The 18,870-nt window shown below is 30.2% G+C and carries 15 protein-coding genes; all 15 read right to left on the reverse strand.

Features of this window, described 5'->3' with window-relative positions:
• Positions 1 to 323, reverse strand: a 323-nt coding sequence (locus KO515_RS15970; protein ID WP_215937339.1) for a hypothetical protein, incomplete at its 3' end; no start/stop codon positions are given.
• A gap of 233 nt (positions 324 to 556) precedes the next feature.
• Positions 557 to 1,123, reverse strand: a complete 567-nt coding sequence (locus tag KO515_RS15975) for a hypothetical protein (RefSeq protein WP_215937340.1) — start codon at positions 1,121 to 1,123, stop codon at positions 557 to 559.
• 147 nt (positions 1,124 to 1,270) lie between these two features.
• Entirely contained in the window at positions 1,271 to 2,353 is a 1,083-nt protein-coding gene (locus KO515_RS15980; RefSeq protein ID WP_215937341.1) for a hypothetical protein, read from the reverse strand.
• A gap of 179 nt (positions 2,354 to 2,532) precedes the next feature.
• Positions 2,533 to 2,832 carry a type II toxin-antitoxin system RelE/ParE family toxin gene (locus KO515_RS15985; RefSeq protein WP_215937342.1) on the reverse strand — a complete coding sequence of 100 codons (300 nt, stop codon included), beginning with the start codon at positions 2,830 to 2,832 and terminating at the stop codon, positions 2,533 to 2,535.
• A complete protein-coding gene (locus KO515_RS15990; RefSeq protein ID WP_215937343.1) occupies positions 2,825 to 3,076 on the reverse strand; it encodes a type II toxin-antitoxin system ParD family antitoxin in 252 nt (83 codons plus the stop codon). The genes KO515_RS15985 and KO515_RS15990 overlap by 8 nt, the downstream gene beginning before the upstream one ends.
• A gap of 293 nt (positions 3,077 to 3,369) precedes the next feature.
• On the reverse strand, positions 3,370 to 4,335 hold the full coding sequence (locus tag KO515_RS15995; RefSeq protein ID WP_215937344.1) for a DJ-1/PfpI family protein: 966 nt from the start codon (positions 4,333 to 4,335) through the stop codon (positions 3,370 to 3,372).
• A 6-nt stretch (positions 4,336 to 4,341) separates the two neighbouring features.
• Positions 4,342 to 6,663, reverse strand: coding sequence for a TonB-dependent receptor (locus tag KO515_RS16000; RefSeq protein WP_215937345.1), 2,322 nt, complete (start codon positions 6,661 to 6,663; stop codon positions 4,342 to 4,344).
• 98 nt (positions 6,664 to 6,761) lie between these two features.
• On the reverse strand, positions 6,762 to 7,148 hold the full coding sequence (locus KO515_RS16005; protein ID WP_215937346.1) for a hypothetical protein: 387 nt from the start codon (positions 7,146 to 7,148) through the stop codon (positions 6,762 to 6,764).
• A gap of 204 nt (positions 7,149 to 7,352) precedes the next feature.
• Positions 7,353 to 9,764 (reverse strand): AAA family ATPase, encoded by a 2,412-nt coding sequence (locus KO515_RS16010; RefSeq protein WP_215937347.1) that lies wholly within the window; start codon positions 9,762 to 9,764, stop codon positions 7,353 to 7,355.
• 162 nt (positions 9,765 to 9,926) lie between these two features.
• The gene (locus KO515_RS16015; RefSeq protein WP_215937348.1) at positions 9,927 to 14,168 is read right to left on the reverse strand and encodes a T9SS type B sorting domain-containing protein; all 4,242 of its coding nucleotides are present in this window, start codon (positions 14,166 to 14,168) and stop codon (positions 9,927 to 9,929) included.
• Between the two features lie 166 nt (positions 14,169 to 14,334).
• The gene (locus KO515_RS16020) at positions 14,335 to 14,691 is read right to left on the reverse strand and encodes a hypothetical protein (protein ID WP_215937349.1); all 357 of its coding nucleotides are present in this window, start codon (positions 14,689 to 14,691) and stop codon (positions 14,335 to 14,337) included.
• A complete protein-coding gene (locus KO515_RS16025; protein ID WP_215937350.1) occupies positions 14,679 to 15,161 on the reverse strand; it encodes a hypothetical protein in 483 nt (160 codons plus the stop codon). The genes KO515_RS16020 and KO515_RS16025 overlap by 13 nt, the downstream gene beginning before the upstream one ends.
• Before the next feature lie 155 nt (positions 15,162 to 15,316).
• Positions 15,317 to 16,447: a UvrD-helicase domain-containing protein gene (locus KO515_RS16030; protein WP_215937351.1), complete on the reverse strand. Its 1,131-nt coding sequence runs from the start codon at positions 16,445 to 16,447 to the stop codon at positions 15,317 to 15,319.
• 2 nt (positions 16,448 to 16,449) lie between these two features.
• Complete coding sequence (locus KO515_RS16035) at positions 16,450 to 18,084, reverse strand: ATP-dependent nuclease (protein WP_252723891.1); 1,635 nt, start codon at positions 18,082 to 18,084, stop codon at positions 16,450 to 16,452.
• 164 nt (positions 18,085 to 18,248) lie between these two features.
• Complete coding sequence (locus KO515_RS16040; protein ID WP_215937352.1) at positions 18,249 to 18,818, reverse strand: hypothetical protein; 570 nt, start codon at positions 18,816 to 18,818, stop codon at positions 18,249 to 18,251.
• Positions 18,819 to 18,870: the final 52 nt, after the last annotated feature.

Below are 18,870 nucleotides of genomic sequence, written 5' to 3' on the forward strand. Positions count from 1 at the left end.
TTGGTCATATAATATACTTCAGCATTTCGTTTCGAATATCCTAAAGCTCCAATATCTTTCATTTGAAATTCAACTTTATGATTTCCCTTATTTTCATTAATCAGTTCAACAGTTTGTGTTTTCCAAGTCGCAATATTGAATAGAATTTTTAAAGGATTTAGGTAAATCAGTCCAATAATTGTAAAAATAGGGATTACCTTTCTTAAAATCGGTTCAGACAAATTTCGATTAGCTTTAAATTCCATTATGAGCAAAGGAATTGGTAAAATCAAAATTCCGTAATAAATAATTGCTTTTAAAAATCCGATTTTGGTTTGAAACAAGTCGAAAATGTCCAATAAAAAAAGGAACAAAACTATGTAAAATGTTATTCGGATTATTTTGAGCATATCGTTTTTCTCAAATGCACTACAANNTTAAGCACTAAAGTTAGCAAATAAATCACAGATAGACCCGAGCGTAGCGAACTGGCGAAGCAATATTCCGAAGGAATGTTCGTAAGTCGGCAGTGACCAATCAATTAATTATGGACGGTATTACCAAAGTTTTTTTATTTTCAATAATAACTGCCGTCATAGTCAAAAAACAGTTTTAATTCTAGAGAATCTTTTGTTTCGTTATTAATTTCATCAAAAATATTGGTCAAATTATTCAATACTCTTTTAAGTTCTTTTCCATTTGTATCTGACTTTAGATTTAATTCAACTATTGCTTTATCAGGTGAATCAGAGTATTCAATATCATTTCCGTTATTAGTAAAATGCCTTTTCAATATTTGTTTTAATTTGATGATTGAGTATGTGTTATCAACCATAATAGAATCAGATTTTATTACTAAAACATTTTTTTGTTTATAAAGTGCACTGTCATATTTTGCTGGTATAACGCACTTTTTGATTCCTTTCTCATCTATAAACTCAACAGATATTCTTTTTTCAGTATATGGAAAGTCTCCAGAATTGTCTGTGAAATACTTAAAATCTAGCAAAGTAGAATCTAAGTCAATTTTTTCAAGTTGAGAATTCTTATAAATTTCTTTAGAAGGATAAAAATAGATTTCTGTTTTCGTTTTTTGACAACTTAAAATCAGCGTAATTATTGTTATGATTGCAGTTCTTTTCAAATGTTGGGTAATGTTATTGGATAAGATTAGTTGCGTGTTTTAAGCACTAAAGTTAGTAAATAAAACACAGATTTAAAGTCTGCGAGAACTTTCGTAAATAAGCTAAAACCAGCAATTAATTTTATACGGTGTTGGGCATAGTTATTTTTAGTCAGCAATAAATTCTCCCCAAGTAAATAGTACTTTATCAAAGTTTGTTCTTGTATTTGAAAAGTAAGCTTTAACTTCTTTTTTATAAAATTTGTATTCCAATGTTTTGGTGTCAATTATGATAGTTCCATTCTTATTTTTAGAATATAATTCTGTTAAAAAATATCTGTCGTTTGGTAAAAAAATATTCTTGTTATGTTCTAAAGCCCCTAATTTTCTGCCTTTGAACGCATCAAATCCGCATTTTACCATGAAGATTAGTTTTTCTGAGCCGTTTTCGGTTAAATATATATTGCAAAGAGTATCATTTTTACTTTGACCAATATATTTGTTCAATTCCTTGCTTTTAATGTTTGCTTTGAAATTAATAAAAATTGAGTCTTGAGTTATTAATTTCCAATCTTTTGTCCTATTAATTGTATCAGTAACTTTTTCATTAACTAAATCATATTTCTTAAATAATCTATCCCCTTTATTGTCATAAGTTGAATAAAACAATTGTTTTTGATTCGGACTTATATAAAAATGTACTGCTTGCTCTTTCAGGTTACACATTTGGACTAGTTCTTTTGTGTTTACCGATAAAGAATAAAGCGTTGCTTCTTTTAGTTCATTATGTTTCATAAGAAATAAGTTTTCTGAATTTTTACTCCATTGAAATTCAGATTCCCAAAAAGCATTTTCATTGTCTAAAATATGATTTTGAATTGGATGTATGCTTTTTATTTCTTTTCCATTATTGTCAATAATTATAATTTGATTTTCACTTTTAAAGGCTATAAAATTTGAGTTTGGTGAAACAAAAACATTGTTGTCATAAAATCGTTCTCCTACAGCACCTTTGAAAATAGGTTTTTCCAAATTTAAATCTCCATTTTTTGAGAAAAACAATTCTCTTTCTGAATAGTAAAAAACGGGTTTTGAAGTTTGAACTTGAAGACTTTCAGTCGGTTTGAAATCAATTAATTCAATTGGTTTATTTTCATTTGTTTTAAAGAATAAAATCCCCAACAATTTGAAGAATAAAAATATTCCCAAAATTATAATTCCAATCTTAAAGATTCTTTTGAAAACTGTCATTTTTTAATTATGCACAACGGTTTTGTATATGGTTTACTTCTTCAGTTCGCTGCGCTCGGGTGTTGCGTGGTTTAGCAACTAAGTTAGCAAACATTTACGAACCCGTGAATATTCCTGCGGAATATTCGCAAGTAGAGAATAATAAAGCAATTAATTATACACGGTGTTGTGTGCAGTTTTTATTCAGCAATTCGTTTCTTTAAATCCATTCTTTCGTGCAATATTCTCGTTATTTCAACATAATTTTCGTCTAAAGTTCTGTAGAATATTATATGACGATTTGCATTAATTCCGAGAAGTTGCTTTGATATACCATCGTAGAATTTCCCTATGCCTGGGTTTTCTGCAATTTCTTGACAATTAGAAATTAGTTCAGCGTAATATTTATCTGCTTGTTTTTCCGACCAAACCTCAAATGTATAATCCCAAATCTTTGATAAATCCTCAACAGCTTTATTGGTCAATTTATATTCAGCCATTCGAGTGCTTTTTCGCTTTTAGAGATTCAAGATGCTTTTTTGGATCAAAGTCGTGAGCTATTCCGCTATCAATTCCTTCTTGAATAGCTTTTTTTAATGCAATTACTTTACTTTCTTCTTCTTCTAAAAGTCTTAATCCAGCACGAATAACTTCGCTAACGTTCTTAAACCTTCCTTCGCTTATGCTATTTTGCACGAATTGGTCAAAATAATTTCCGAGTGATATAGATGTGTTTTTGTTCATTTGAGTAATAATTTATATCAAATATACCAAAAATTGGTATAATGACCAAATTCCCAAATTGCACACAGCGTTTAGTATAAGAGCAGTAGCGGATTAAAACGCAACTGCTTTTCAGATGACAATATAATTAATTAAATACAATAGCGGTTCGAGTTTGCAGCCGAACCGCTATTGATTTTATATATTGTTGTAAGCAGTTTTTTTACAAACGGTTTGTTTTCAATTACTAATCTTATTTTAAAATTTAATGTCTTAATAAATGATAATTAAGAAAGATGTAATAAATAGATTGATTATTTAGAATTTAGATATGCTGTAGGCTTTTTCTTAAACATGTTTTTGCAGGCACTAGCGCAAAAACCGTAAACCTTATTGTTGTAATGTAAAGTATCGCTAATATGTGTTGTTATAGACATGCCACAAACAGGATCTTTGGTATTATCGACCTTAATATTTGAGACTGCTTTTTCTGGGTTTAATACAGATTCCATTCCACTGTCGTACATAGATCTTAGGGCTTCTACAATATTTTTATCTGTATTGTTTTCACTTCCGCCTTTTATTGGTGGTTTCGGATCGTATTCTAAATCTAGCATAACCATTTTAGTGTAATTGTCTCCAGCAATCTCTCTTAACATTGCCAAGCTCATATCCATACCTGCAGTTATACCTGCGCTAGTCCAATATTTTCCACTATTTACGTATCTGGTATCTTTTATTTTAGCACCGTAGTTTTCTTCCAGGATTTTTTTACCATACCAATGTGTGGTTGCTTCTTTTCCTTCTAGTAAACCTGTAGCTCCTAAAATCCAAGCACCTGTGCATACACTAGCTGTATATTTAGAGGTACTATCAATGTCACGAATCCAATTTAATAATGTTTCATCTTCGGTGAGTTCGTAAGTTTCCCTAAAACCTCCAGGTATTATTAACACATCTAATTGTTTTACATCAGTAATTGTTGTGTCTACTTGTACTTTCATCCCTGTCACATCTTCAACAAGTCCATCGTGTAGACCTACAAAAAAAACGTCAGTTCCCATAAAAGATTTAAATACAGAATAAGGACCAATGGCATCTAGATTTGAAAAGCCATCGTATAATAAAATACCAACGGTTTTAACGTCTGGGTTAGGCCCTGGAAATAACGATGTTTTATCATTGGAGTCATTAACTGTAATTACTTCAGGAGACTCTTTTTTACTGTTGCAAGACATCATTAAAATAATACATGTATATGCGGCTATAAGTTTTTTCATATTTTTTTATAATTTAGCAGTTAGCGTTACACCCCACATTCTAGGGCTACCAAGCATATAAGATCCATAACCCCAAGATAGATACCTTTCATCGGTAAGATTACGTACCCAAAAAGCAAGATCTAGATGGTTGCTAGAAATTCCAAATCTTGTGTTAATCAGACTGTATGCGTCTTGACTATTACTGTTTTCAAAATCTAATTGATATTCTCCAATATATTTAAATTCACCCCTCACAAAAGCGCTTATATTATGTTTTGATTTTGGAAAAGGGACACTATATTGCGCGGCAACCATAGATTGATATTTAGGTGTGTAAATGGCTTGATTGCCTTTGTAGTCTATTGTTGTAAAAGAGTTTGCATCAAAAAGTTCTAATTTTTTATATTCACTATGTGATGTACTCGCTGTCCAATCTATTTGTAAATTTTTTATAGGAAGTATAGAAACTTCTAACTCTAAACCATAATTATCCATATCACCAATATTTTGAGTTGCATAAACAGCACCATCTGTTGTAGTTGTTAATTGTTGGTCTTTTTGTTGAAAATAGAAAGCAGTTAAATTCACTTTTAATTTGTTACTCCACAAATTGTTTTTAATTCCGATATCATAATTATCTGAACGTTCAGGGTCATACGTTGGATTAGTATCATTACCAAAATTAAAGCCACCTATTCTAAAACCTTTAGCATAAGATCCATATAAAATGGAATTATCTGTTAATTGATAATTTAAAATGAATTTTGGAGTGAATGCATAAAAGGTCTTATCGTCTGAGCTATCTGTAGACAAAATAGTTACGACATCATCTTTTTCGTAGCTGGAATTTTGAGTGAGTTTACGATGTTCAATATCATAACGAGCACCTACAGTTACATCTAGCTTTGGAGTTATAGCATAGTTACCTTGACCAAAAAAGGCGATTCCTACATTATTCTTTACGCCATTGGTAATGGTAGAATAAGGTGCTGTGGGGTCAAATAACGCAAAGTCCTCTTCGTAATAAGTGGTGTAGTTACTTTTTGCTTTATCTAGAAATAAATAAGATCCTACAGTCCAATTTAATTTACTTTCGTTTGCAGGAGAAGTAAAACGAAATTCTTGTGTGATTTGATTTTGTTTGTTCCAAGTGTCTCCACTAATTAGCTTGGAGGCCGTAAAATCGAAATCATATTTATCATCAAACCAATTTTCATAATCTAAAAATGCTGTAATAGATGTAAAGTTGAATTTTTCGCCATAATACTTAGCCGATATAGATGCGTTAAAATTCGTTCTTTTTTCCGTATTGTCATAGTTGCCAAAAGCTTTGTATGGTTCATTTAAGGCAATACTATCTGTTGTAACCCATGGATACGCACCTTTATCTGTGTTGTTTTCGTATCTCGAAGTAAAATCTAACGTCCACTTGTCAGAAACAATATATTTCAGATTAAGATTTCCGCTATACGCTTCTTTACCATCAAAATCCTTGGTGTTTAAGGTTGGGTTTTCATATACAGCTCCTCGTTTATTTAATTGAAGTCCTGCATTTACAAAAAGCTTATCTTGAATTAATGGTGTATTAAAACCTAAACTATAGCGTTGCTGTTCGTAATTACCAAGATCTACTTCTACAAATCCAGTTGTTTTATTGGTTGGTTTTTTAGTTATCACATTAAGTACTCCGGCAAAAGCATTTCTACCATAAAGTGTTCCTTGTGGCCCTCTCAATATTTCTACTCGTTCAATGTTATTGAAGTTTAATGGCGCAGAATAAAAGTCAAATTGATAGACACCATCTACATAAGTGGCTACAGATTGCTCGTTAGTAAACCCCATAGCGCCACGAAAATTAAGAAAATTAGAACCTGTACTATTTCCATGTTCTATGGTAAAAGCACTCGGGGCTAAAGCTGTTAAATCACTTATAGACCAAACACGATATTCCTTTAATTGTTTTGCATTTAAAGCAGTTGCGGCCAAAGGTGTTTTTTGAAGATCTGTCTCTATTTTATTTGAGGTTACCAAAACTTCGCCCAGAGATTCTGTTTGATCTACTAAAGTTACATTTAAACTTAACTTATCATTTGTAACGACTATATTTTTAATCTTAGGTGCAAATCCGATAGCACTAAATTGAATTTGATATGTTCCAGAATTTAATTTTAATGCAAATCTACCATCTAAATCTGTGGCTGTACCCTGTGAACTATTTAATATCATAATGTTTGCAAAAGGTACAGGATTCCCTTTTGTTGATAGGATGATTCCTTCTATATTTTGGGCAAAATTGCTTGTTACAACAAGACATAACATTGCCGTTATAATGTGTTTTATTTTCACTTTATTTTTTGATTTAATTTTTAAATACATACACTTAACAAAAGCGCATACTTTATCAATAACCTAATATTTATGAACACTAGGTTTTTAGAAATTTTTTAAATTAAATCAAATTTTGGAGGACGAAAAATACGAGATAAATACACAGATGTGTAGTGGTTATTATCGTAAGGTGTATTTATTTTAGGTGTATATGAAAATTTATACGTTAAGTTGTTAAATGTGTTTTTATAACAATAGTATACGATTTCGATTCTGTCTTTTTTAGAATTAGGCGCTTGTTTTTGATCTTGTTTTTCTGCTTTTTTGAGTTGTTTAGTTAAGTAACATTTTCCATTACAAGTTAACTCTGGTTTTTCTTTATTAATACATAGTATTTTAGCAATAAAATCTTGATTGATTTTAAAGTCGATAAGTACTCCAATCTTATTAAGAGAAGGGAGTATTAATAAGACAATCATTACTATGGATAATATTTTTTTCAATTAATAATTTCTTTATAAAATTTATTGAGTACAGCCATTGAATTCTAAATTGCTTACGTGTTTGTATATGGTTTGTTGCGTGGTTTAAGCAACTAATTTAGTAAATAATTACTGACCAAGAAAGTCCGAGAGGACTTTCGTAAGTAGGCGAGAAGCCAGCAATAAATTATATACGGTGTTAGCCTTTCGTATTTTTTTATCTTTCTATCTTTCTATTTCAGCTATATCTAACTCATAATTTTCTAATGATATATCTATACTTTTTAATAAAGCTTCAAATTGTTCAATATCTTTTTCTTTTATTCTGTTCAAAACATATCTTGCCAATTTTGGGATTTCTGGAACTTCAATTGGTCTCATACTTCTGTCAAAAATGCTTTCTAAATGTGAAAGTTCGTTATTTAATCGGTTTGCAACTTCAATTGCTGTATTATCATTTCCAAAAAATTGGGTCATTTTTACTCTTTCTTTAGATAAGTTCGGATATTTATAGAATAAGTATGCTTCAAGAAATTTTCTTAAATTATTTCCGAAATTATAATATAAATCATGATTTTCAATATTTTGACTCATACCAGCTTTATAAATTTGATGAAACAAATAATTAAATTCAGTTATGTAGTTTTTTAAGTATTTAGGCATTGGTGAAAGCTCACTGATTTCATTACCTTTTCTTTCAATGATAAAATATTCTGAGTTATTATTGGGCTTTGAAAGTCTTTTTAAATATTTAAGAAAATCTAAATTATGAGTAGAAATAAATAATTGTTCGTAAATATAGATTTTATCTCCAGCAGAATTGGTAGCTGGTGTTGCAATTAAACTCTCAATAAGACTATATATGAAAAAAATATGATTGTTATCTAAACTAGAAATTGGATCGTCAATCCAAATTATTGGTTTTTTACTTTGTGTATCCGCATCTTTGAGTTTTGCTAAAAAATAGCAAAATGCTATTAAACTTCTTTCACCTTCACTAAGATTATAAGCTGATTTATTATCTCTTTTAATAACAAATTTATAAGAAGTTTCTCCATTTTGTTCAGCTATTAATTCTAAATGTTTATTACCGAAGAAATGATTTAAATAATCATTTATTTTTTCTGCACCTTTTTTTTCATCATTTAATGAGTTGTTTAAAACCTTTATTTCTTCTTCAATTTCTTCAATCTGTTCTTTTAATTTTAAATAATCTGTTTTTTTCTTTTCTTCTTCAATTTTGAGTGCTGAGATTTCAATTTTCTTTTCTTTGTAATTTATGGTTTCAATAAAATTATAAATCTCTGTTAAACGTAGTTTATTTATTGCACTTGATTGGTCATCACTTAGTGTTGCTGTTTTTGCATTACTATTCCTAATTAGTTTATTTATAGATTTTTGGCAATTAATAATGTTTTGTAAATCAGTATTGTAATTTTTTGGTAAAATGATTGAATTAAAGATTTCTTTTTCTCTTTTAATTAATTTTTGTTTTAATTCTTTTGTGGTTTTTAAAATTTCTTTTTTATTATTTTTAATTATTTCTTTTTGTTCAGATAAGTTACTGTGAAATACTGAATATATACTATCAGATTTTATATCCAAATAACTGTCAATATTTGCATTAAAACTACTTTCAAACTCTTCAGTAAGCACTAAAATATTTTTTAATTTTAGCCTTAACTCTTCTGATTGTAAATTAAAATGTTCGTCTAATTTTTTTTGTAAGTTTTCAGGTAGAATGTTCCCGCAAAAAGCACAATTTTCACGTCCAACCTTATGTAATTCACGCCCTTTTCTTACCCAGTCTTCAAGTAAAGCGTTGTTTATTAAATCTTGAATTGGTTTTGTAGGTTTAATTTCGATTGATAATATATCTATTACTTTTTGATATAAATTATTTAAGTCAAGACTGATAATTGATAGTTCATCAATTTTGTTTTTTGGATTTTCCTTTAATATTTTTTTATTACTATCAATTTCATTACTGTCTAATGTAGAAAAAGAAGTTTTAAGAACGGTTTTAATATCATTTTCAATATTGTTAATATTGTAGTTTACGTTCTTGTATATCGGATTTGTTTTTATTTTTTGATTTGCTTTCCAACGTAATTTGTCTTTAATGAAATTTTCAGCATCTTTTCTTTGTTGAGATTTTGCACTGAATTCAGCTTTTTTAGAAACTAATGTATGTTTTAATCCTTTTTCAGTTTCAACACTTCCTATTATTTCTGTTTTTTCAGTTATTTTATTTTCAATCTCTACATTTTTATCTCCAATAATAGCAAAAGGTTTAATCTCTCCTTCTTCATCAGTTAACCATTTTAAATTATCCGTAACAAAATCTTTATTATAAACCCTGATTAATTCATTATTTAGTGAAATATTATTGTGAGTTACAATTGAATCATCATAAAATTCAATTTTAAATTCTGCATTTTCATTTTTATTAGGTAATTTTTCATTTTGCAAACAACCTAATAGTCGAGATAGAGTAGTTTTTCCAGCATAATTTCTACCATATAAAATATTCAGTTTTTTAAAAGGTATTGAAGTCCCATTTCTCTTGACTATATTATTCCAATCAAAATTTTGAAAAACACCAAAGTTCTTTATTTCAGTAAATTTCTTTATCATTTTTCAGTTCGGTTTTATATGAAGGCTAACGGTCTCGTATAAGAATAGTAGCGGATTTTCACAAACTTACTTTTCGGTTAAACACTTACCTTTTTATTATTATTTCACTTCGTTTTAGCTATTCAACCGCTACTATTTTTATACATTGTTGGCAACTGGCTTTTATCTTTTCAATGAGAAATGCCCAGAAAAAGTTCGACCATTGCCTAGGTCTGTTCTAAACCAATAATCATTTGACATCATTTGTTTACCATTATAAAGTCCGTTCCAACCTAAATCATTTGATGTTATTCTAGCTAATAGTTTTCCGTACCTGTCAAAAATTAAGGTCTCTGAATTAGGAAAATTGACTATACCTTTAATCTGCCAAAAATCGTTATATCTATCATCATTTGGTGTAAAGAACTTTGGGTAATCAATTATTGTAACTTCTTCCGAATCTTGTTCACAACCATCTTTATCTCTCACAAATACTGTATATATTCCTCCTTGAATATTTGAGAAATAATTATTGTCTTGATAATTTACACCGTCAATTGAATATTCAAAATCTCCGTCACCAGATGCAATTATTTCAATGTAATTATTGCCTAACTCTCCAAAGTTTATTTGTTGTATTTCAGGTAAAATTGAACGAATAAGAGTAAAGTCAAAAGAATTTTCGCAAGTTATACCATTCTCAATTTGCGCAACGGTTAGGGTATAATTACCTTCTTCTGTTATTTCTCCACTATTTGTACTTGAAATTAGAGTTCCATCTTCAAAGAACCAATTATATGAATTATATCCAGCATTTACGTTTAATAAAATAGATGGTTCTAAATTACAAATGAAATATTCATCCTCTAAATTAATTATAGGTAACTCGTTTACAATTAAATCAATATATGTTTCTGAAAAACAAATAGGGTTTGAGACATCTTCAACTCTTATACTTATAGTTTCCGAGAAAGGTTCTGCGTTTTGAAATAAAACAGGCAAAGGGCTTGGAAGGGGATTATTATCGGAATCGAAATACTGTATTGTTAATCCTGTTTGATTTCCAATAAGTTCTTGTTCTATAGGTGATGTATCAAATTCGGCATAACCATTACCTTGGTCACATGCATACAAATTATTAGGTTGATTTATGCTTGGCTGTGTCACAGTTTGCAATTGCAAAGTAGTTTCTGCATAGCAGGTTGAATTACTATCAGTAACCCTTACAGTTATTAATTCATTGAATGTATTTGAGTTTGTGTATGGGTTTGGTAATGGGTTTGGTAATTCATTACCAATCTCGTCAAAATAACTTACTGTCATTCCTGTTTGCTCATTAAGAACATGATTTTCAACATTAGAAGTATCAAAATATTCTGAAATGCCATCACTATTGTCGTCACAACCTAATAATGGATCTATTGAGTGTGCTATTGGATTGGGGTTTACAACTAAATCAAATGTAGTTTCAGAATAACAATTAGTGTCAATATTTATAATCCTAGCAGTTATAGTTTCAATATTTTGAACTGAATTGGACAATGGATTTGGCAGTGGATTTGGTAAACTATTACCACTTCCATCAAAAAAGGTAAGAGATACATTATTTTGCCCTCCAATTAAAGTCGTTTCAATTCCGCTGGTATCAAAATTATGATACCCATCATTGTTATCGTCACAAACAATTAAATCATCTATTTCTTGTATTAATGGCAATGTATTAACGATTAAATAAATCTCTGATTCCACATAACAACCCAAATTATTTTCATCAGCAATTCTTATTGCTATTGTTTCGCTATTTGGAACGGTGTTGCTCATAGGATTTGGTAGTGGACTGGTTAACTCATTTCCATTACTGTCAAAGTAGGAAATAACTACTCCAGATTGTCCATTTAGGATTTGGTTTTCAACCATTGAAGTATCTAATGAGTTTGAAATTCCTGAGTTTAAAATATTTTCACATGCAATAATATTAAAAGGACTATTTGCAATTGGTGTTTGGGACACAGAAATATTGAATGCTCTTGTGTCATCGCATCCAACAGCTGATTCTATAAAGACCGTATATTCCCCTTCGTGGCTAAGATCTGCATTATTAATAACTGGGTTTTGATCGTTACTGATAAAACCATTTGGTCCAGACCAAGAATAAGAAATTCCTCCAGAAGCTTGTAATTGAATATCATCACCTATACATACAGATTCTGTTGCAGAGGCACTAATTGAAGAAAAGCAGTCTTTAAATTTAACTAAAAAAGTATCCATACCACCTTGATTAGTCTCATGATATGCACCAGGTGTAGCTATACCATTTGAACTAAATGTAAAACCAGTGATATAAATGTCTCCGTTGTTTTCTGTAATCATTCCTGAATAGTCTGATCCACTTCCTCCATAATAGGTTCCCCATATTCTCTCACCAATATTGCTAAACTTTACAATGTATAAATCATATCCTCCAGCATTATTCTCTTGAAATGCATCTGGTGTAGAAATATCTGAATTACTATTTCCGCTTGTAAATAGATATATATCATCCGAGCTGTCAAAAGTAATTTCATTCATTCCCCAGTGTCCATCTAAGCCATCACCGCCATAATAGGTATTCCATAATAAATTTCCAGTGCTATCAAACATTGCCAAATAGGAATCATAACCACCAGCAAAACTAGGTTGGTGTGAATTAACCATAGTTAATCCATTATTACTTCTCGTGTATCCAGAGATCAGAATATTATTATTACTATCAACTTTAACACTATCGTTAAAATCGTAGTCAGTTCCACCATAAAATGTTCCAAATAATCTTTGACCATCAGAATTAAACTTCACAATGAAAGAATCATTCCAGAGCAATGTATTATAATTATGCTCTTCTTGATAAGCGCCAGGTGTCGATATACCTTCAAAACTACTAGTTGTTCCTGAGCAAACAACATCTCCATTAGAGTCTATATCTATGCTGCTAAAAGAATCGTGTCCAGTTCCACCATAATATGTTCCCCAAACTCTATCGCCATCAGATGTGAATTTTACTAAGAAGGCATCCTTGTTGGTATTTTGATTTACATTGCCAATTTCCTTGAATGAGCCAGAAGTCGATATGCCATTATTACTGGACGTTGAGCCAGCAAAATATACATATTGATTAGTGTTATCGACTTTGACACTGCTTATATTTTCAATCCAATCTCCTCCATAATATGTACTCCAATATCTTATTCCATCAGAGTCAAATTTCATTATAAACCCATCATACCAATCATTATATATTTCTTGAAAAGCACCTGCTGAAGCAATATTAGATGTGCTTTGTGTGTGTCCTACACAATATATGTCCTCATTATTATCAATATCTAAATCTCTGACAAAATCTCTTCGCTCTCCACCTAGATAGGTTGCCCAAATCAGGTCTCCACTTTCATTAAATTTTGCTATAAAACCGTCCTCTTCGTAACTTTGTAATATTGTTTGGTAAGCTCCTGCGGTTGCAATATTAGAAGGACTACTTGTATAACCAGCTATATAAATATTGTTTTCAAATGTTTTTACAATTCCATTAAAGTTATTTTCATCTTCACTACCTCCAAAATAAGTTCCCCAAAGTCTAACAGGAGTTGGATCAATAATTAATTTTTCATTTCTTTTAATCTTTATGTTTTCTCCGGAAAGACCATAAACATTATTCTCAAATTCAATAAAACTTAATTTCTTTTCAAGCTTTGATGTTTTGTTCTGTACCCAGCTTTTTGGGATAACTTCTCTTAATTTTCCATGAATTAAATCTATTTCAATATTACCAGATACTTCTTTTGTATTTGCTCCGTCTAATTTCATTTTGATATCAGAAATCTTAGCTCCTTCATGCAGTATGAAATTATATTCTACAGGTTTCGTATTTGATTCTGGGACAAAAAATTCAACATCAATATTGGGATATATGTTTTTATATGTTAAATGTTTGTATTGTTTTATTTGAATCACTCCATCTTTTTCATGCGGAATATTATAATAATTATAGTATGCCTTTGAAGGGTGCGTTAATTCTATTTTTGCATTAGGATTACTATTTATAAATGTAAAATCTATTCTATGAAATACATAGTCTGAACAACTTTTTTGCTTAACATTTCTTTTTCTTTTTGTTAGTGCAGTAGAGTCTTCTTTACAATTTTCTTTTTGCTTTATTTCATATATGTCATAGGAAAAACCATTTTCTCTTAATTGTACATTTAAACCTGAGGTATTTAATAAGTATAAGGCATTATCATTAGGTTTTCCATTTTGATCAACAATTTGACCTTTATTTTCAATAAAATGATTTTTATGTTTATAATCGGGATATGATTTGTCATTCTGAGATATTACTATTTGATGGAGCAATAAAATATAAATGAGTAATGTTCTTTTTCTTTTTCTCAATATGTTTGTTTTTTTTGGCTTGTTGCCAACGTTGTTGTGTATGGTTAGTTGCGTGGTTAAGCGACTAAGTTAGCAAACATTTACGAACCCGTGAATATTCCGCAGGAATATTCGCAAGTAGGCTAGAACCAAGCAATTAATTATACACGGTGTTGGCAATAGTGTTTTATTTTATTTTTTTGTTCAGTTCAGTAACTATATTTCTCAATTCCTTTTCTTTGGTTAATTCAAAGAGTTCAATTAAATAACTTATACTTTCTAATTCCCAAGCATTTTGAGAAACATTTTGTTCGTAATGTCTTGCAAGCTTTTTTAAACTGGATTTAGTTATTTTTCCGCCAACTGCTTTTTCTAAAGTGGAAATGAAACCATCTAAAGTGTCGAAAGATGTTCGCCAATCTCTTTCTGCTTCGAGGATTTTTTGAGTAATCTTTTTATCGATTTCAGTCGCAGTGAGACTTTCTTCAACGAAGTCAAATAATTGGTCAAAAGTCAAGTTATTAATATCTCTCAAAATGGCCATCCGTTTTTCATTTTATAATCAGCTTTTGGGTCAAATTCTATTCCGATTTCTTTTTTCGGATTCCATTGTTGGTTTATAAATTCCGCTGGATTTTCTGTGATGTCAGTCCAATTAATATTCGGGAAAACATAAAGTTTCCAATGGTCAGAATCCCAAGTTCCATACAGTTTTTCATTAGGCAAGTAGAGTAGGATGTATTCAGGGTCATAATGTTCGCATTGGTCAGTCAGATTTATTGCAGGAATTTCGTAGTAAGATTTTCCGCTAACATTTCCCTCAATCCATACTTTTCCGAGTTCCAATTTGTCAAAGTCAATAATTCCAACAAAAAGAGGTTCCACAGTTTTATGGTCGTAATTCAATTCCGATTTTGAATTTAAAAATTCCGTCAAATCTTTGGGTAAATCCATATTCTGTCCAAATATTGGTAAGGCAATTAAATAAGCTAAAATTATGATTCCTTTGCGCATTTCCGACATTATTGCCAACGTGTTTGTATATGGTTTGTTGCGTGGTTTAAGCAACTAATTTAGTAAATAAAAACCGACCAAGAAAGTCCGCGAGGACTTTCGTAAGTAAGCGAGAAGCCAGCAATAAATTATATACGGTGTTGTGCTTTCGTGCTTTATTCGTATTCAATTGTTCCATTTTTCACAAAGCCATCTGTTTTATCACAGACTATTCCAACACTATATTTCGCTCTAGTTATTCCTACATAAAATTTCGCTCGTGCTTCATTACTAAACTTACCGATTGAAATGGTATTGTCCTTTATCCAACCAAGCATTCCTTTTGTTGGATAGATTAAAACCCTATCAAAAGTTAAGCCTTTAGATTGTCCGAAATTGGTAATACTGTATTCGGGATTTGTATTCTTTGTTAAAGAGTTCCACCTTAATTGGACAGGGTTATATTTTTCTAAATAATCATCAACTTTGTCTTTATCAATTATATAAATGCCATCATGTTCTGTTGTTTCATTTTGTTTTGAACCACATTGACTAAGTTCAGGGTAAAGTCTATTCGCAAAGTCGCATATTGGCTGATTGCATCTGTAAGAATCAGAAAGTGATGTGTCATCAATTTTGAAACCTAATTTACTGCATTCTGTTGTAATGAACTCTTTTAATAACCCATTTCTATATTTTTTATATTTCGTAGAATTATGAGTTAAATAGGTAACTTGTCTTGGGTCACAAACCAATGATAGATTTGAACTGCATTGCCCGAAAGTCTTTAGTAATTCCAAATCATATCCTGCCAAATCTTGACATTCATCAATTAGTATATAGTCGTAAATTTCTGTAAGACGGTTTATTATTTTCCCTTTTGTTTCTTTGTTAACCCTAATTGCAAGTTTTGCAACTTTATCTGAATAAATCCTTTTGCTTTTTGTAAAGTAGAATTTATCAAAATTATCAGTTTCTGCATATGGAATTTTCCTTCCAGTTCTTTGGTCTGTATATCTAATTCCTGATTTCTCGTTTACAAGCAGAAGTCCCTTTATTTTATGGTCAAATAGAATAGTTTGATATGGTTTAATACATTGCTTAATTAAAAATGAAAACCACGTAGAAACATGAATATTTGAAGGAATACAGCCTATTAATTCAAAAAATTTATTCTTAATTTCTTGAGCGTTTGATTCTGTGTAGGTAGTTATTAAAATTGAGTTTTCAGGAAATGACAAAGCTTTTTTAATTAGAGCTGTTGTTTTACCTGAACCTGCTGACGCTATGATTAATTCGTTAATCATAATTAAATAACGTCTGAAATAAAATTAGGAAATGAAATTATTTCTTTAGAATCAAACAATTTTAACGCACATTCTGTTTTGTTTAGTTTCATATATTTATGAAATTCGTCATCGGTAGTATAATCCTTGTCGAAAACCAAATTGAATAACTCAATAGAATTTGATTTAAGTAATTTGGGTTCTAATGTATTGTAGTTAAATGGCTTACCGTATATTTCAAAATCTCCTTCATCTATTTCGCTATCATAGGAAATTATAATATTTGGCTTGGTATTTTCGCCTATGTAATCTTCGTATTTGTTTTCAAGTTGTTCAAGACTCCAATCTGTATCTGTAATAACGATAACTGGCTTATTTATTTTTTCTGCTATTTGTAAAAACCTTAAAAAAGAAGTGCCTACCGAAATTACATCTATTCCGTCTTCAATTGGTAGTTTACCATGTTTTTGAAAATATGCCTTTTGAATAATTAATTCGTCTGAATCGCCTTCAACAAGTATTGCCTTATTGCTTAGAATTAATCTAAGAGTATCGTAACCAGCTAATCTTTTAAAGTAAGTAAAAGTTTCATCTTCTAAGTCTTTAAAAGTTATGGTTTTTTGCTCGTTTAATAAGATAAGGCTGTCTAAACCTAATTTGTTTGCAATAAAACTACTATGAGTAGTTACAATAATTTGTTTGTTTTCTGCTCCTTTTTTGAGGTCATGAATTAGTTCATTTAATTTTGTGTGTGACAAATGATTTTCTGGTTCCTCAATTAAGAGCACATTGGATTCTAATGTTTTTTTATGAGATAGAGCCAATTTGGTTTTTATCACACATTGTTCTCCTTTTCCAATATGATGAAATGGAATATCATCAAGATATGTTACCAAAGAGTTTTCCCAAGAATTTTTTGAAGAAAGTTCAACTGAGAGTTCAACTTTCTTGTTGGAAATATTTGAATCAGTTTGAATTTTTTTATTAATGCTAATTATTGAATCCTCTTGCATGAAAATATCTTTCATTTTTCTGTGTGCTTGTGAAACATCTACAATTTCTTTTTGGTCTAAAAAGTCTTTAATTATTCTGCTAATATAAATATCTGAACCATTCTGTAATCTGCCATTTGATGAGTCTATTAATGCAGGTTTAATTGGTATGAGTCTTGGTGTAACTCTTTCATCTCTAGCGAAGGATTCCCAATAAAAATTATAATATTCAATTGGTAAACTCTTTATGCTTTCCGTTTGAACTAAAATCTGATATTCAGGTAAATATTTCTCATCAAATTCAATGTTGAATGATAATCCTATTGAATCTGATTTTTCTGAGTTTTTATCTCCTTTGAAAATTGAAGGTGCATCAGGCGATAAAAAAACTTCAATTTTAATTGAAGGTGGTGCTAATGGTGTTTCGGTTTGAATACTTGCAATATATTCTTTTATCGTTTCTTTGTTGAATATATATTCATTCAGTTCATTGTGAATATATCTTCCCTTAAACCATCCAGAAAGTATAAGGTTTAGAGCTTCTATAATTGTTGATTTTCCTGCTTCATTTTCTCCAACAATGATGTTGACATTTTTATTTAATGTTAACTCAAATTCATTTTTGAAACATTTGAAGTTTTTTATTTTTATTTTCTCAATATGCATCTAGGTTGGTTTTTTGCATGAAGCACAACGTTTATGTATAAGGATAGTTGCGGGTTTGTATGCGAGGATTTTCCGAAGGAAAATCAGACGTTACAAACACGCAACGACCTTTGATTAAGCACTAAACCGCAATTATTTTTATACGGTGTTGTAGTGCGTTTTTATTATCGGATTACTACTGTTTCTGTCATTTTTATATCTGCCATTTTTCCTCCATCATTCAGAAGTTGGTTAATCGCATTGAATTCTGCACTTCTTCCTGCAATATTAACTATCACGTCATTATTCGGTTTGTCATTCCAATATTGGTCAACAATTTTCTCCATTGTCAAATATTGATGATTATCAGAAAATCGTTTTGATATTCTTTTTGAATCAGAATATTGTTCCAAATATGTTTTTGGCCAATTTACGTCAGCCAACCATTTTCTGACAAATGCTATTGGCAGAAAAGTAATGATTTCAATTCCGATGTTTTCTTCAATTCCGTTTCGAGTAAGTAAAGTCAGAAGTTCGTCATTCTCAAGAGATTTTTCACTGCCAATAATATCAATCGACTTTTTAACATCAGAATCAAAATCAGATGTTTCTTTTGCTCGATTATTATCCTTTTTTCCTAAAATTTTATTCCAAAAACTCATATTTCTCAAATGCACTACAACGGTTTTGTGTATGGCTCGTTGCGGGAAATCAGCTATGATTTTCCGCCGTAACCTAAAGATTGCAAATTGCAATGAATTCCGATTAGGAATTCAGCCGCAATGAGCTATACACGTCTTAAGTTTG

Source organism: Winogradskyella psychrotolerans, from assembly GCF_018860545.1.
GTDB classification, from domain to species: domain Bacteria; phylum Bacteroidota; class Bacteroidia; order Flavobacteriales; family Flavobacteriaceae; genus Winogradskyella; species Winogradskyella psychrotolerans_A.